This window comes from Gilliamella sp. X-23 (assembly GCF_057063545.1).
This window is the reverse complement of sequence record NZ_JBXSQG010000009.1, coordinates 1-16,484: the sequence shown is the minus strand read 5'-3', so window position 1 is coordinate 16,484 and position 16,484 is coordinate 1. Positions and strand designations below refer to the sequence as shown.

General features: G+C 36.4%; 11 protein-coding genes, 1 pseudogene and 1 CRISPR repeat array. Of the genes and pseudogenes, 1 reads left to right on the top strand and 11 read right to left on the bottom strand.

Going from position 1 to position 16,484, the window contains the following annotated elements:
• Nucleotides 1-272: 272 nt before the first annotated feature.
• Together rpsI and rplM are read right to left on the bottom strand one after the other, a co-directional pair.
• Complete coding sequence (gene rpsI / locus ACYH9I_RS07240; RefSeq protein ID WP_034915459.1) at nucleotides 273-665, bottom strand: 30S ribosomal protein S9; 393 nt, start codon at nucleotides 663-665, stop codon at nucleotides 273-275.
• Between the two features lie 11 nt (nucleotides 666-676).
• Complete coding sequence (gene rplM, locus ACYH9I_RS07235) at nucleotides 677-1,105, bottom strand: 50S ribosomal protein L13 (RefSeq protein WP_065566227.1); 429 nt, start codon at nucleotides 1,103-1,105, stop codon at nucleotides 677-679.
• 277 nt (nucleotides 1,106-1,382) lie between these two features.
• On the opposite strand from rplM, the gene ACYH9I_RS07230 reads away from it, so the two are divergent.
• Nucleotides 1,383-2,003 carry a YrbL family protein gene (locus ACYH9I_RS07230; protein ID WP_483559974.1) on the top strand — a complete coding sequence of 207 codons (621 nt, stop codon included), beginning with the start codon at nucleotides 1,383-1,385 and terminating at the stop codon, nucleotides 2,001-2,003.
• On the opposite strand, the gene pmrB is transcribed toward ACYH9I_RS07230, so the two are convergent.
• The 9 genes and pseudogenes from pmrB to ACYH9I_RS07185 form a co-directional block, all read right to left on the bottom strand.
• Nucleotides 1,972-3,075, bottom strand: a complete 1,104-nt coding sequence (gene pmrB, locus ACYH9I_RS07225) for a two-component system sensor histidine kinase PmrB (protein WP_483559972.1) — start codon at nucleotides 3,073-3,075, stop codon at nucleotides 1,972-1,974. The two genes, ACYH9I_RS07230 and pmrB, sit on opposite strands and share 32 nt — an antisense overlap.
• Nucleotides 3,076-3,108: 33 nt before the next feature.
• Nucleotides 3,109-3,771: a two-component system response regulator PmrA gene (gene pmrA / locus ACYH9I_RS07220; RefSeq protein ID WP_483559970.1), complete on the bottom strand. Its 663-nt coding sequence runs from the start codon at nucleotides 3,769-3,771 to the stop codon at nucleotides 3,109-3,111.
• Between the two features lie 97 nt (nucleotides 3,772-3,868).
• Nucleotides 3,869-4,417 carry an undecaprenyl-diphosphatase gene (locus ACYH9I_RS07215; protein ID WP_483559968.1) on the bottom strand — a complete coding sequence of 183 codons (549 nt, stop codon included), beginning with the start codon at nucleotides 4,415-4,417 and terminating at the stop codon, nucleotides 3,869-3,871.
• Between the two features lie 111 nt (nucleotides 4,418-4,528).
• Nucleotides 4,529-5,212 carry an amino acid ABC transporter permease gene (locus ACYH9I_RS07210; protein WP_483559966.1) on the bottom strand — a complete coding sequence of 228 codons (684 nt, stop codon included), beginning with the start codon at nucleotides 5,210-5,212 and terminating at the stop codon, nucleotides 4,529-4,531.
• A gap of 6 nt (nucleotides 5,213-5,218) precedes the next feature.
• A pseudogene (locus ACYH9I_RS07205) lies at nucleotides 5,219-5,939 on the bottom strand (amino acid ABC transporter permease).
• 3 nt (nucleotides 5,940-5,942) lie between these two features.
• Nucleotides 5,943-6,776: an ABC transporter substrate-binding protein gene (locus ACYH9I_RS07200; protein WP_446718913.1), complete on the bottom strand. Its 834-nt coding sequence runs from the start codon at nucleotides 6,774-6,776 to the stop codon at nucleotides 5,943-5,945.
• Nucleotides 6,777-6,945: 169 nt separating this feature from the next.
• The gene (gene ndk, locus ACYH9I_RS07195; RefSeq protein ID WP_483559964.1) at nucleotides 6,946-7,368 is read right to left on the bottom strand and encodes a nucleoside-diphosphate kinase; all 423 of its coding nucleotides are present in this window, start codon (nucleotides 7,366-7,368) and stop codon (nucleotides 6,946-6,948) included.
• Between the two features lie 14 nt (nucleotides 7,369-7,382).
• Nucleotides 7,383-9,680, bottom strand: a complete 2,298-nt coding sequence (pbpC, locus tag ACYH9I_RS07190; RefSeq protein ID WP_483559962.1) for a penicillin-binding protein 1C — start codon at nucleotides 9,678-9,680, stop codon at nucleotides 7,383-7,385.
• A 110-nt stretch (nucleotides 9,681-9,790) separates the two neighbouring features.
• The gene (locus ACYH9I_RS07185) at nucleotides 9,791-14,929 is read right to left on the bottom strand and encodes an alpha-2-macroglobulin family protein (RefSeq protein WP_483559961.1); all 5,139 of its coding nucleotides are present in this window, start codon (nucleotides 14,927-14,929) and stop codon (nucleotides 9,791-9,793) included.
• A gap of 781 nt (nucleotides 14,930-15,710) precedes the next feature.
• A CRISPR array of direct repeats spans nucleotides 15,711-16,160; the repeat unit is 29 nt; unit sequence ATTTCTAAACCGCCTACACGGCGTTAAGG.
• Between the last annotated feature and the right edge of the window lie 324 nt (nucleotides 16,161-16,484).

Here is a 16,484-nt window from a genome sequence, read left to right as displayed (position 1 = left end):
TGTTAAAAAAAATGAATTTTATTGCATTCTTTTCATAAAGATCAAATATTGGCAAAAAACACAAAACAGCATATATTTGAACATAGAATAAAATAAAATTATTTATATTCATTAAGTTAAATAATATTTTTTTTATAAATAACCATTTTTCATTTAAATTTATTCAGAAAACCGACAAATTATTTTTTCTAATACTCAAAATTAGCATAAAAAAAACCCAGCTAATGCTGGGTTTTTTGAAATATAATTGTAATGTTTCTTCGACGTTACAATTATCGTTTGCTGAATTGTGGACGACGACGTGCTTTGCGTAGACCCACTTTTTTACGTTCAACTTGACGTGCATCACGAGTAACGAAACCTGCTTGACGTAATGCAGAACGTAAAGTTTCGTCATATTCCATTAATGCACGAGTAATACCGTGACGAATTGCACCAGCTTGACCTGAAATACCACCACCTTTAACCGTGATGTAAAGATCAAGTTTGTCAGTCATTTCAACTAACTCTAACGGTTGCATAACAACCATACGAGCAGTATCACGACCAAAGTATTGCTCTAATGAACGTTTGTTAATAACGATGTTACCACTACCTGGTTTGATAAATACACGAGCAGCAGAACTTTTGCGGCGACCTGTACCGTAATATTGATTATCAGCCATCTTTTATCCCCTTAAATATCTAATACTTGCGGTTGTTGTGCCGCATGATTGTGCTCATTACCAGCATAAACTTTTAGTTTACGGTACATTGCACGACCAAGAGGACCTTTCGGTAACATGCCTTTTACAGCAATTTCGATGACTTGTTCAGGATGACGTTCAATCATTTCTTTAAAAGTCGCTTCTTTAAGTCCACCGATGTAACCAGTATGACGATAATAGATCTTATCAGTGCGTTTTTTGCCTGTTACAGCAACTTTTTCTGCATTGATAACGATAATATAATCACCTGTATCAACATGTGGTGTATATTCTGCTTTGTGTTTACCACGCAAACGGCTTGCGATTTCAGTAGCTAAACGACCTAACGTTTTACCTGCTGCATCAACAACATACCAGTCGCGTTTAACTGTTTCTGGTTTAGCTGAAAAAGTACTCATTCGTAATTATCCAATTTGTAATTAATCTCACGTTAATAAATCATTTTGATTTATTTACACTTTTTAATTGTTTCTATTAATCAACTCACCCCTTCGAGTGGCCATATTAATGTCGACAATCGCAAACAACGTTGGGAAGAACATTGTCGTAACGTGGGTGGCAGTATTATACAGAAATAATACAAAAGCGCTAGAGTTAAAAAGAAAAAATCATGGCGAGAAGAAACGCTTACTGTTAAAATTTGGTTTAACATTAAATAACGACACATTGGTATAAATGGACAATAAAATTCTACTTTCTAAAGATGATTATATAGGCAAAGGATTACACCGCAAATGCTATCATCATCCAATAGATCCTAATAAATGCATTAAAGTTAATTACAATGACGGTGCAGAAGAAGAAACAAACCGCGAAATAGCTTATTATAAACACCTTATTAGACGTAATATTGCATTTGATGCATTAGCAAAATATTATGGCTCAGTTTCAACCAATTACGGTAAAGGCCATGTTTTCGAGCTTATTCGAGATTATAATGGTGAAATAGCCATACCGCTTGAAAAATATCTTGCTGATAATAAATTAACTAAACAATATTATGATGATTTAGTTATCTCATTAAAAAATTTAAAATTAGCTTTATTAAAAGACCGCATTATTACAATGACAATCAAAAGCAAGAATATCTTATTTCAGCATTTAAATGCAGATAAAAGCCGCTTGATTATTATCGACAATATCGGTAATTCAACCCTTATTCCCATCGCTAATTATATTTCTTTTTTTGCGAAAGCTAAAATTGAACGAACTTGGCAACGTTTTTTAGCCTCAATTATTAAAGAAAATAGCCACAATAATTTAATCACTCGTTTAGTTGACGAGGTGAATCAGTAATCCGAAATTGTGCAATAGCACCTTTCGCATTATTAGGTCTATTTTTTAAGGTAAATAGACCTTGATGTAATTTAGCAATACGATTAACAATACTTAAGCCAAGCCCAATACCATTATGCTTACGATCCATGCGAAAGAAGGCTTGAGTCAGTTGTTCGCTCTTAGATTCATCAATGCCGTTTCCTTCATCTTCAACCGTAATAACTATGTCTTTTTTATCTTGATAACAACTTACCAAGATTTTGGTATTATCTGGACTGTAACGATAACTATTTTCGACTAAATTACGTACTAAAAGTTTTATCAAAGTTGCATCACCATTAAAGATCAAATCTTTATTCGCCATATACCACTCAAGCTTTTGCTGTTTTTGGGAAGTCAATTCTGTTAGCTCATCAGACAACGGTATCACAATATCATTATAAAAATTAATATGTTGATATTGTCCAACTGTAAATTTTTGACTGGCTCGTGCAAGCATTAATAGCTGTTCGACGGTATTGACTAAACGATCTATACGACTGATTAATTCACTACAATCAATCTTATTTTTATTTTCTAACAATTCTAAATGCAAACGAATCCCTGCTAAAGGTGTTCTCATTTCGTGCGCGACATCAGCAGTAAAAAGCCGTTCTTGAGATAATGTTGCATTGAGCCTAATAAAAAGATTATTCAATACTGATGTAATAGATTTAATTTCACGCATATTACTTATGGGTATAATGGGTTTGAGGTTCTCTTCGGTACGTTGATTGAGATCTTGCTCTAAAATTTCAAGCGGTTTTGTGATCCGCTTGATGGCTTGGTATGCTAAAAATAGTGTCACTAACATCATTGAAAAAGCTGAACAAAATAAAGCAAAAATAGCTTCAAGTTCTTCATGCTCAACGACTTCATTGATTTTATTTTGACTTAACGTTAAGTTAACTAGAACATCAATTTGCTCTTTGCTTTCATGCCATAACCAAAGTACAGTTATAATTTGGCAAACCAACATAATAAAGCCCAAAGTAAAAAAAAGGTTCCAACGAATACTATGGCGTATATTACTCAGTGATTTTGAAATCATAATTTAATTATCTAATTTAAACTAATCGACTTATCAACAGTCATGATTAAGTTGATAACCATAGCCTCGTACTGTACGAATCAAATTTTTACCTAATTTATTGCGTAATCCATGTATATAAACTTCAAGAACATTAGAACTAGGATCACTTTGCCAATCATAAAGATCATTTTGCAATAAATCGCGATGCACCTTTTCGCCAGCTTTTAACATCAATCGAGACAATACAATAAACTCTTTTGGCGTTAAAACCACTTCTTGGTTTTTAAGAGTCACTTTTTTCTGTTTAATATCAATAGTAATGGAGCCATAACTAATAAGGTTATCAGCGGTACCTTGATCTCGACGAATTAGCGCTCTTACTCTAGCTAATAATTCAGTTAAGGCAAAAGGTTTAATTAAATAATCATCAGCACCATTATCTAAACCATCGACTCTATCTTCGATAGTATCGCGAGCAGTTAAAATCAGCACAGGGGTTGAGATATGATTTTTCCGCCAGCGGATCAGCAATTCGAGTCCATCACAATCAGGCAGCCCTAAATCCAGAATAATCAAACTAAATTGTCCAAATTGGATATACTGTTCAGCTTGCTTTCCATTTGATGCAACTTCACAGACATAACCATTTGATGTTATACCATCGTATAACCCTTTTTGTAGCAAGCTATCATCTTCGACAATTAATATCTTCATTGTTGACTACCTTAATGTGGATATTAAAACTACTCAAAATGCTCAACTTCTCATTATATACAGTGTTCGGTATATCTAAAGCAGAAAATTGTCTCTACTAAGAAAACCATCGATTGAGCAATTTATTAATGATTATCCAAAATTTTTTAATTAAATACACCGAAATAATACTCACAAGAAATCCAACAGCAATATCTAATGGCCAATGAATACCAAGATAAACTCGACTCCAGCTAACAAGTACTGCAATTAGAGCAAATAAATATAAAAATCTTTTAAAGCGGCATTTGTCATTGAATAAAACAGTGAAAAAAATTGTCCATACAAATACCGCATGTTGGCTTGGTAACGAGCTTGTGTTGTCGTGGAAAAAATAATGGGTTCCAACTTCAACAGCAAAAGGACGTGGCGAATAAAAACAATGACGAATAATAAAAGTGACAAACAACGCCACACCTAAACTAATTACCGTTTTTAGTACTAATTGCCGATAAAAAGGCCGGATAAACCAGCATACTGCCATAATAATAATAGGGATATAAACTAAATATTTAGCACAAAAAATAGCAAAATAAATAAACAGGCTCGACGCTTTATCCGAAGCGTTAATTAATAGAAATAGTTGGGTATTAAAATCGCACCACATAACCTATTTACCTATATTTATTTAAATTATTAATAATTTAACGCATAAACCTTAAAAGAACCTTAATAAAATTCTTATTTACTAAACAGGCTAATACAGATAGATAGAAAATTATTTAGAATGAAATAATCGGCATTTTGGCAAAATCGAAACAGCAAAATCAAGCGATGCGCAAATAATAAAATAAACAATAATTACAAATAAAAAAATCTCAGTTGGATAAACCATACTACGATTATTAACTTGAGTAGCTATAAAAGTAAATTCCGCCACCCCAACAATATAAGCCAAAGACGTATCTTTAATAAGTGATACCCACTGATTGACAAAAGACGGCAACATCATTTTAAGAGCTTGTGGTAAAATGATAAATAGAATAACTTGCTTTTTAGTCAATCCTAATGAAAATGCTGCTTGCCATTGATCTTTAGCCACTGCAATCATGCCGGCATGCACTGAGTGACCAATATATGCAGCACCAATTAAAGATAGTGCACATATCACCGTTGCAATAGCTGGCACATCAACATTAAGCAATACAGGTAATAAGAAGTAAGTCCAAAAAATAAGCATAATAACAGGGATTGCTCTTAAAAAACCAAGTATACCAACTAATAAATAGCGTACTGTTCCTTTTAAGACTGTCAGCCCTACACCGGCCAAAATACCTAACAGCGTTGAAACGATAATTGCAGCAAAACTCATTAACAACGTTAAAAAAATGCCTCCGGGAAAGTTTCCCCACATCATATAACTTAAATTGTTATAAATAACCTCTAAACCTTTAAGTTCCATAATTGATTACACCTTACCTATTTGTAATCGTTTTGCTTGATAAATATTACCTAAAGTTCCAACCATCACTATTGCCAAAATATATAATAAAGTCGCAATGGCAAAATCTTGAAAGGTTTTTAATGATTCGGTTTCGACTTGGCGTGATACATAAGAAAGCTCTAGTACACCAATAGCCATTGTTAATGACGAATTTTTGATAATATTCATATACTGCCCAATTAAAGGCGGAAAGGCAATACGAAAGCTTTGCGGTAAAATAATAAATCGCATACTTTGCCACCAAGTTAACCCTAATGCTAATGAAGCCTGTCCTTGCCCTTGCCTTACACCAGCAATACCGGCTCTAAACTCTTCGGCAATAAAAGCACTGGAATAACACGTTAAACCAACTAAACCAATTATAAATTCAAAGGACGGCATTTTCAGTGAAAAAAAGAACAACGAAATTTGTGGTTCATCAAATAGCCATAACTTAAATTCAACTGGTAATAAATTCGCCAAAATACCAAAAAAAGAGTTGAGGTAATAATGGGGAATAACGAAAAATTGCGTTATACCCCATTACAATCCCTTGAATAATCTTAATTCGACTTTGTTGAGCAATAACTAATAAAAAACCCAGTAATGTTGAAAAGACAATAGTAAGCAATGAGATAGCTAACGTAACTAAAAAACCATCCCATAACCACCACCAATAACGGGATTCAAGTAATTGCTCGTGCATAACTTACTGACCTTTACCTATTTTAAAGTCACCACGAGGCATTGCTGATGTGGTTTCAGGTCCAAACCAACGGTTATAAATTGTTAACGCTTGACCATCTTTTTCAAGTGTTAATAAAATTTGGTTCACTTTTTCTTTTAAGCGATCTTCCCCTTTTGGTATACCAACTGCTTGATATTCTTGGGTGATACTAAATGGCGAAATTTCAAATGCTGCGCGTTGTTCTTCTGGTACATTAGCGAGTAAACCAATTAATTTGGCATCATCTTGAGTAATTGCCTGTACCACACCATTACGTAATGCCGCAAAAGCAAATGGCGTATCATCATAAGAAATCACTTTAGCCGTTGGGTATTTTTCGCGCAGCGTGATTTCCATGACCGTACCTTTATCGGCACCAATTCGAAGGTTCTTTAAATCATCGACTGATTTTAAAACACCTTTTTTTGCTATAAATTTTTGACCAGTCGCAAAATAAGGCAAACTAAAATCAACGGTTTTTGCCCGTTCATCTGTAACAGTAAAATTCGCAACAATTAAATCAGCTTTTTGAGATGTTAATAATGGAATTCGATTAGCTGGATTGGTTGGGACAAGATCAACTTTAACATTGAGTGCTTTACCGATTTCATTTGCATAATCAACATCAAGACCAACAATTTTATTGGTTTTTTCGTCAACATATCCAAATGGCGGGTTGCTATCAAACACGGCTATTTTGATTTCCCCGCGTTTTTCGATGTCATCAAGGCGGTCTGCGTAAGCTGAATTTGCACCTAACAAACTACTTATTAATGCGACCACTGTTAGTGATTTAGTCAACAATTTCATCCTGATTCTCCCTAATAAAGGTTATGTTATTTTCAGTTAAAGTCTAGCAACAAAGAATCAAATGAATAAATAACAAATACTCACATGGTTATAACTTAAAGTTATATCAATCATTATAAAAAAAATCCTCGGATAACGGTAATACGCAATACAACCGCTATTTTATAAAATTGATTTACCCAACTATCTCGCTATCAACAAAAAAGTAAGCAATTTCCTTTTCGGCCGAGGTTAAAGAATCTGAACCATGTACGGCATTTTCGGTCATACTATCAGCAAAGTCAGCCCGTAAAGTGCCTGCGGTTGCTTTAGATAGATCAGTCGGTCCCATCAATTCCCGATAACGTTTAATGGCATTATTGCCTTCAAGAACCTGAACAACTATCGGGCCAGATATCATAAAGTTAACTAATTTATCAAAAAATGATTTACCTTGATGCTCTGCATAAAAGCCCTCAGCTTGCTCTTTCGTTAATCTAAGCATTTTTAGGGCAATAATGTTAAGTTTTGCTTGGCTGATACAGGTTTCAATTTCACCAATCAATTGCTTTTTAACGGCATTGGGCTTGATAATGGATAATGTTCGTTCAATAGTCATATGCTTGCTCCTAGTTAATCAAGGGTAAATGACAATCGTAAAATTTGACCACTTTGATCTAATAGTAATAGATGATGTAAACCTATTTGAGTTACCGTTAAAGCAACTTTTTGATCGTCATGCGTTTGCTCAATCAATTTACCATCTAAAAACCACCATTTATCGCCTGAACCGCCTTGAGGTGTTACATCAATGGTGACATCTTGTTGCCCAGGTAAACGTTTTACCCATTGTTTATCTCGCAGGCCAATAATATTAAGTGGTGAAAAGACATCTTTACCAAACACGGGGCAATCTTTATCCATTTCAGGAAATAGCGATTGCCTGCGTTCTTTCGGTAACAGCCAATTTTCTAACGCTATTGGCCATAATGCAATCTGTTTTTTGTGTGCATTGTTACAATCCGCAGATACACGTTTGCCCTCATTATTAACCCAAATAGTGACCCACCCTGAGCGGTAGATATTGTTATTAAGCACCGTAAGCGTATCAAGCGTTGGAGGAATCATATTATTTAATATCCAAGCATTTTTCTGACGGTGACAGTTTTCATCGTTTGCTGGCAGAACTTGCCCTGATGGCCAACAAATTTTTGCTGAAGTCACCGTTGCCGGTTTTGTTAATAAAGGTAATGGTCGATTGAGTCGTCGCTCTTTATTTAATAATAACGAGTTAACTTGTTGTAAAATCGGCACCGCGGTAATACTGCCGTATTGTCCAACAACAGGGGTTCCATCTGGACGACCAACCCAAACACCAATTAAATAACGAGGGTTCATACCAACCGCCCAAGCATCACGATAGCCATAACTAGTACCTGTTTTATAGACAAGTTGATGATTATTAATTAGCATCTGCCTTGTGATCCATGCGCTGCCATCGCTAATAAATGGCCTATTTAACAATGGTTCATCTTGTGTAAAACGTAAAGGGCTGACTTGTCCATGACGAGCAAAGGCACTATAGGCGCTGACCAAGTTATCCATCCTTAACGATGCACCACCTAATATATACGATATATTAGGATTATTACCGTTAGACTCAAGCGGTAAGCCGATACTAGCAAGCTTGCCAGCAAACCTTTTAGGACCATAAAGCTCAATTAACTCAACCGCAGGTAAGTTTAATGAATTTTTTAATGCTTCTGAAGCACTGATTGGACCATAAAAATCTTCATCAAAATTTGTAGGCCGATAATCAGAACTAATTCGAGGTGTATCTTGCAATAGCGATTCAGAATGAATCATACCATCATCAATCGCGAGTGCATACATAAAAGGCTTTAATGTCGATCCAGGTGAGCGAAGTGCACTTATCATATCAACCTGACCAAACCGTTCTTTATCATTAAAATCAACCGAACCAACATAACCTTTTACTGACATATCGGTATGATCGACAACTAAAATAGCCAGCGAAGTTTTTTGGGGTAGCTGGTTTTTACGATTATTGGCAATATCTTCAAGACTATATTGTAGAGATAGATCAATAGTTGAATGAATAATATCAATACTTGGGTATTGTTGATTTAATCTTCGAGCTAACAGCGGCGCAAGTTGTGGCTTTTTACGTGGGTAAACCCAGACCTCTTCTTTTTTGACTTGCTCTATAATATCAGATGACCATACTTGGTATTGGGCTAACCTTGCTAAAACTTTGTCTCGAGCCTGTTTGGCGCGCTTAGGATATCTATCAGGGCGCAAACGGCTTGGTGCTTGTGGCAATACCGCTAATAATACCGCCTCGCTACGTGTTAACGCCTTTGGAGCTTTACCAAAATAAGACCAACTCGCCGCTCCCAAGCCTTCGATAGTGCCACCAAATGGTGCACGGTTAATATATAAAGTTAAAATCTCGTCTTTGGTAAAATGCAACTCAAGTTGCAATGTTCGAAATATTTGCTTCAACTTACCTATCACTGTACGATCATGTGGATCGAGCAGCCTTGCAACCTGCATCGAAATAGTGCTCCCACCCGAAATAATGCGCTTATTAGTAATATTTTGCCAAGCAGCTCGCAGTAACGAAGCAAAATTAATACCGACATGATCATAAAAGTGACGATCTTCATAATTCAATAACACATCAAGATAGTCATTAGGCACATCATCTAATTTGATCGGATACCGCCAAACACCATTTTCATCAGCAAAGCGCCAAAGTGGTGTACCATCTTGAGCAAGAATGGTTTGTGTGGTTTTATTGTTTGTAATAGAGAGCGGAAAGAAATAATCGGCAACAAAAAAGCCACCTAATAATACAAGGATGAAAAAAAACAAGAAAGCCAGAATATTGCGCAGGCACTTTTTCATTTTGTCAAAAGTTTCAAAAAGCTATAGTTGATATAAAATAGATACCGCTAACGAATGTTAGCGGTATCTATTTGTTTATATTTTTAATCATCAAACCGAATTAAGACCTGCTATTGCTGATCTGGTATATTCGATTCACCATTACGCTCAACAATAGATATCAAGTCAAAGGATTGACCAATGGCAAACCGCTCAGGGTGATACATTGATTCGACATAAGGATATGGAATCATATAATTCCCCGCCGTTACCGCCCGAGCTAAATAAGCAACACGTGTACGATATGTACCCTCACTCACATAATGATTAATATCAACAGCTGCGACGTATCTATCATCACGGAATTCTTGATATTTAACATCATTGCTGTCTTCATCTTTCAGCAAATTGGCTAGTTCAGGAATGGCCTGCAAGCTCACGCTACTATTAGTTAGATTTTGATTTTCTAACTCAATACCAGCCGGTAAAAAATCGACAATTAATGCATCGTGAACAGCTTCTTTATGCGCATTAGCTTCTAATAAAACCACCATCAAATCGCCTACTTTCATATGATTCGGTTGGATTTTATTACCGCTCAAATCATAATAAGTACGTTTAATGGTTAATTCACTATTATCACTTGTTGGCGCTGGGGACTTCTTGCCATAACCTGAAACAGTGAATTTGACATAAAGCGGCTGCGCATTTTCCGGATTTGAAATGGTTAAGCCATTAGACAAATCAGAAAAATCCAAAGAGCGCGATAGTGCTGAATTAACATTATTTGTATGATTATTAATCACAACATCAAATTTTTGCGAGGATTTATGTTGTTCTAACGACCAACCTGCCATAAATAAAGCATTGAGTTCCTGCGTTGAAAAATAACGCCTATCATTGAGTAAATCTGATAACTGAATTAAATAATCCGCTTGTTTATCAACACTGAGCCCGTTGTCAACCAATAAAGATAGTACCAATGCGTTATCACGAATAGCACTACCATATTCACCCAACCAAGAATATTGATGATTATAACTTGTAGTAAATACCTGCGGCATTAAACTATCATAGATATTATCAAAACCAGCCAGTTTCGCAGATAGTGCCAGCTGAGCAATCGGCAGAGGTGAAAACACCTTAAAATTACCCTGCGTAATCTGTTGATACATTCGATTAATTTCGTTACGCACCGATACCGTGATTTTATTTTGCTTTGTCAGTACCATTAAAGCATAAGCTTTAGTAGCAAAATTTGTATAATCAATCACTTGTGAATTGTCATAGTAATTTTGTAAACTATTAAACGCATTAGTATCGTAAACATATTGGCTAATACGCGAAATGGCCGCATCAAGCGCATTATTATTGACATTATAGCCCCGCTCTTTGGCTTGCAATAAAAAGTCAGTTGCATACACAGTTAACCAATGTTCTTCAGAACTATCTCTACTCCATAAACCAAAACTACCATTATTGCGTTGCATCGATAAAATGCGCGAAATACCTAATTGCACTTTTTCACGTCGTTTGTCATCTGATTCGGTTTTAATTCCTAAAGCAGAAAGCTGCTCTTGGTTTGCATATAATAACGGTGTTAAACCACTAATGGTCTGTTCCAAACAGCCATAGGGATAGGCAAATAACGTTTTAACATATTGAGCAATATTGAGCGGAGGTTGATTTGATACAATTAATTTACCATCAACGGTATTGTCAATCATATCAACAAGACTACCTTCAGGTAATGACCAGCTTTCACCACCATTGATTGCTATAGAATAATACCGTGTGGTTGCGGCATAAGCAGGTCTAACGCCAATGTTCCAAGATCGTTTGATCTGGTAATCAGAACCATCTTCTAACAAAATACCCTTAACATTAACAGTAACCGTGCCTTGCCCATAGCCATAATCAGCAGCTATTGGCACTTGAATAATTTGTCTTTGCTTGCTATCAAGCGTTAATGTTACTACCTTATCTGAATTTTGATAAACCAAACCATCAGTAGAAACCTCGATCTGCATCGTTTGAGCTTTGTCAGTTAGATTATTCAAATCCAACGCCAAATTAGCCTGATCACCACCCGATAAAAAGCGTGGTGTCGATAGTTCAGCCACAACTGGTGATGCAACAAGCATGGTTTGTTCAGCCTTACCAAAACGAGTATCATCCCATGCTTGCGTCATTATGCGCAATTCGCCATTAAAATCAGGTAAAGCAAGGTCAACAACACCTTCGCCATCATCATTTAACTGAATGGTTTGCAATTGCTGAGCCACAATATTAACATCATTTGATGGCTTTTTACCGCCAGCACTAGCACCAAGCATTGCATCACCACCAAAGCTCATATTGACATTGCGCCCTTTACCTTCAATCAACTTACCATAAACATCATAAAGATCCACGTTATAACGTTTACGACCCAAAAACGCACTATAAGGATCAGGAGTTACAAAATTAGTAATATTTAATACACCAGAATCCACAGCCGAAACCAATACCGTTACCTTATGATCTTGCTGGATTGCATTTTTATCCATTTTGATTTTTATTGGAATAGTCTTTTCAGGCTCTGTCTTTTGGGGCGCTTCAATACTTACGTTTAATTGACGATCAGACGTATCAATTGGCAAATAAAGTAAACCAATAGCCCGCTTAATGGTTTGCAGCTCGATATCGGTTGATGGTCGAATAATCATCGCATTAATATAAATATCATGACGACCCCAATCTTGAATTGGAATTTCGACATCAAGACCATGCTCATCAACAGTAATATCTTGTTTCCACAACATACCATCGTTGGTTTCGAGCGAAATATAGCCAGAACCCGCAACAGGAGCTTGAACATTTATTTTAGCAGTATCACCAACGGAATAAGCTGTCTTATCAAGACTTAATTTAACCTGATCAGGGCGAACAGAATGGGTGCCATTAGTATTATCTTCCCAATCGTAACCACTTCTAAAACGCAAGCTACTGGTCACGCCATTTTTAGTATCAATCACCTCAATACGGTAAGAGCCATAATCATCGGTTTGGTAGCTTACTTTAGCGGTGCCATTTTCATCAATAGAAAGCGGTTGCTCTTGCACGACAAATTCGTTCGAATTGTACTCTTGATGCCATCCTGAATCGTCAGACCAACTCCAATAATAATTGCGGCGCTCACGAATAACCCTTGCCTTCAAGTGCCTTGCCGCCAGCTTATTGCCGTCAACGTCAACATAAGCTACTTCAAACTCAGCATTGGCGCCTTTATCAACCGTCGGACTGCTTTGATAACGATCTAACGACCAATCATAATAAGGTGATTGAGAAAACAACGCACGCACAGCCGGCATTTGCTCACTTGGCCAAATAGCTTGGCTGGCATAACGTGTCACTGGCTTACCACCAGAATCAAGCAAACTGGCTTGTAAAACCACATTAATAGGGGAACTTAACTTACCCCAATCGTTAGTATTAATCTTAATTTGCGAAATACCATTGTTATCTAAAAGCGCATCAATATTATCAAGCTGACGATCTACCCCATTATCAACCACGTTACCAATTTTATAATCAGCAAGCTCCGGAATTGTATCGATTTTCTTAACATAAACATAACTTTCTAAACGGTTACCCAAAGCAGGAGCACCATAAAGATACCAACCTTTAACATCAAAACGAATTTCATTATCAAGCATGATGGGTTTATTTGATGTGGTAGTAATTTCCATCCCCATACGCTCTGGCAAGAATTCCTCAACATTGAAATAAGCATAACGGTAATTATCGTCCCCTAAATTAAAACGAAAAGCCCATTTGCCTGTTTCTGCATTAGCTGGAATAGCATATTGCCATTGGTATAAACCGTTTGAATCAGTTTTCGCTTTGATTGTAAAATTTTCAACCACTAAATTATCGGGTGACATAACATCAACCACAATCGGCTGCAAAGGCAACGGCTTACCATCGGCATCACGCAAAAGAGCATTAAAATAGACCGTCTCTTTCGGGCGATATAAGTCGCGAGCGCCAAAGGCAAACAACTGTTTTTGATAAAAAGCCGAACCCATTAAATTATATTCACTTAAACTTAACGCACCACGATCTAAATTAACCAAAGAAATCTGCTTACCATCGCTTGCTGTCAACAAAGAGTACTCCATACCTTTGGGCAAAGTTATATCGGCATAACCATTAGCGTCAGTTTTGGCTGAAACTGTTTTACAGTTCTTATTACTGTCTCGAATACTTTTGCTACATAAAACCGATAAATTGATATCGGAAAGAGGTTTTCCATTATCTAATGCATGGGTAATGACTGATAATTTACCGTTTTCATAGGCATGCACTGCAAAACCGATATTACTGATCGAAAACATCGATACAGAATTTGAATAATCATGACTTCCAGCTTTATTCATCACCGCAAAATAAACACCCTCTTGTTGTAATGGTGTAACGGATGACAAATTAAGTAATACGGTTTCTTGCGAATTACGTTTTGGATTTAAGTCAAATCGAGACGTATAAACTAAATCAACAAACTGATGTAAATCCTTAGAGTCCCAAAATGATAATTGATTAATAAAGCCATAATTATCAATAAAATCGGACAGCTTTTCAGGCTTAATTTTAAAAAAGTTAACATCAATCTTATCAACGTTAAGGGTAACCACTGGCAAACCACTCATTGATTTGCTTGGCAACAAATAACCACTGCTAGCAAACCCAACCATTGGCTTACGATCTTGAGTTTTAATATGAGCTTGATAGACCGAGGCTAAATTACTACCATTAATGCCCGCTAACATCTTATCGATAGTGAGTTCTAAATCGCGGTTTGGTTCAAGGTAACGATGTCTTAATTCTAATCCATTGTCAGACAATTCCCATGCACCATCAACATTCCCCGTTTGGCGATCGACTAAACGCAACAAATTCGAAAATTTAAGATTAGGATTTAAAGGAACCGAAAAGGTAATAACCAGTGTACTTGAACCATCAAGAATGACTTCCGAACTATCAATGACCTTTAATTCTTTATCATGATATTTTTCGACTAATTCTGGAGTAGGTTTAAAAAGTGGCTTAGATTGGTTATCTATTTTCTCGTTATCATTGGGATCGGTTGTATGGTTATTATCAACAAATTCTGATGCCGATGGCGTTGTTGATTGTTCAGTATTTGCAGTTTGCTTAACATCTTTATTATCACAGCCAGCTAATGCTAATAACATACTCAATACAGCGGCCTGTTTAACTAAACCCATTTTTATTATACCTCATATATCATAATCTATCATAATCACTATTGTGGATTATTTTTATTCATTATTAACTATATAATATTATGCACCTCCCCTTACTTTTTGGCAAAGCGTGTTTAGTAAAGTTTGGTAATTTTCAAAAATGACTAAAACATAAAAATTAATATTATCAATAGACTATTTTTAAGTGACGATTAGGGATGTTTGGGTTGGTGTATAGGATGGATTGGGTGTGGTGGTTTCGGACTTTTTGACCTGGGTGAATAAAATAGCTGTAGTGACTAATTCCGAGCAAAAGGCGTTTTTTGTTAAAAACATCCAAAAAAACTTAATAAAATCAATACCTTTCCTGACCGATTTTTGGGCGGAAAATCAGGCCTTTTTGTTTTGGTGAATAGAATAAATTGGGGGCGGTGGTTTCGGACGTTTTGAGCTTGGGTCAACAAAATAGCTATCGTGACCACGTCCGAGCTAAGGGAATTAGAGCGAATTCCCTTAGCAATCCCGCGCTTGGCTGCAGAATGTGGCCTGCGGCTGCCCTCCGCCGTCGCTCGGTCTTAACGCACCGTTTGTGATGCGTTCCAGACGCAGCACAAACTCGCCAAACATCCTTGTTTGGCGTGCTAACCTCACTCTGTTGTCGGCACATTCTGACGCCGGAATAAGACAGACAACATAACCATCTTTTTTGGAAGATATTATGTTTTTATAATTATATGATTTATTTTAATTAAACGCCTGCACGCGTTAAGGCGTGGTCTCTGTTAGAGCGTTTTAACTGGAAATTTCTAAACCGCCTACACGGCGTTAAGGCATAATGATAATCATATTTACGCGAACCACGATTTCTAAACCGCCTACACGGCGTTAAGGATGAAGTTCATCAGTTTGCCCCTATAGCATATTTTCTAAACCGCCTACACGGCGTTAAGGAAGCGAATATTAGACTTTATTTGTGAAAGCTTTTTCTAAACCGCCTACACGGCGTTAAGGGTTACGATTTTTTTGGTAGTCGCCCCACTGTTTTTCTAAACCGCCTACACGGCGTTAAGGCACGCATGCGCCACCGTTCCCGTACCTGCAAAATTTCTAAACCGCCTACACGGCGTTAAGGAACGTTAGGCATTGATGTGGTTTCAGCGAGAATTTCTAAACCGCCTACACGGCGTTAAGGGACAAGGCCCTTTATTAAATAAAGGGCTTAGATTTCTAAACCGCCTACACGGCGTTAAGGTAGAGCTTAAGATTTGATAAATCTTGCTGTATAAAGATAAACAACAATTTCGTCTTTGAAAACCCTTTTTTTGAGGTATTTTTTAATATATTGATTTTATTTAATTTTAAATTGTCGTTAAAAAAAGGGTTTGGAGCGGTTAAATTGCTGTTATTGGGGCGCTATTCGTGGTTTTGTTGATTTGTTGTATGTCGGCGCTTTGCTTAGGTTGTGTAAGTGATTGATTTAGCTTAAAAACAGCAAAATAAAAACTTCAATAAAATCAATACCTTTCCTGACCACTTTTTGGATGTAATTACATTGCTTTTTAACAAAAAACAATTC

Excerpts from the sequence above, each read along its gene's own strand:
- rplM (WP_065566227.1), bottom strand. The coding sequence starts at position 1,105 with ATGAGTACTTTTTCAGCTAAACCAGAAACAGTTAAACGCGACTGGTAT.
- rpsI (WP_034915459.1), bottom strand. The coding sequence starts at position 665 with ATGGCTGATAATCAATATTACGGTACAGGTCGCCGCAAAAGTTCTGCT.
- ACYH9I_RS07230 (WP_483559974.1), top strand. The coding sequence starts at position 1,383 with ATGGACAATAAAATTCTACTTTCTAAAGATGATTATATAGGCAAAGGA.
- pmrA (WP_483559970.1), bottom strand. The coding sequence starts at position 3,771 with ATGAAGATATTAATTGTCGAAGATGATAGCTTGCTACAAAAAGGGTTA.
- pmrB (WP_483559972.1), bottom strand. The coding sequence starts at position 3,075 with ATGATTTCAAAATCACTGAGTAATATACGCCATAGTATTCGTTGGAAC.
- ACYH9I_RS07185 (WP_483559961.1), bottom strand. The coding sequence starts at position 14,929 with ATGGGTTTAGTTAAACAGGCCGCTGTATTGAGTATGTTATTAGCATTA.
- ACYH9I_RS07215 (WP_483559968.1), bottom strand. The coding sequence starts at position 4,417 with ATGTGGTGCGATTTTAATACCCAACTATTTCTATTAATTAACGCTTCG.
- ACYH9I_RS07210 (WP_483559966.1), bottom strand. The coding sequence starts at position 5,212 with ATGGAACTTAAAGGTTTAGAGGTTATTTATAACAATTTAAGTTATATG.
- ndk (WP_483559964.1), bottom strand. The coding sequence starts at position 7,368 with ATGACTATTGAACGAACATTATCCATTATCAAGCCCAATGCCGTTAAA.
- pbpC (WP_483559962.1), bottom strand. The coding sequence starts at position 9,680 with ATGAAAAAGTGCCTGCGCAATATTCTGGCTTTCTTGTTTTTTTTCATC.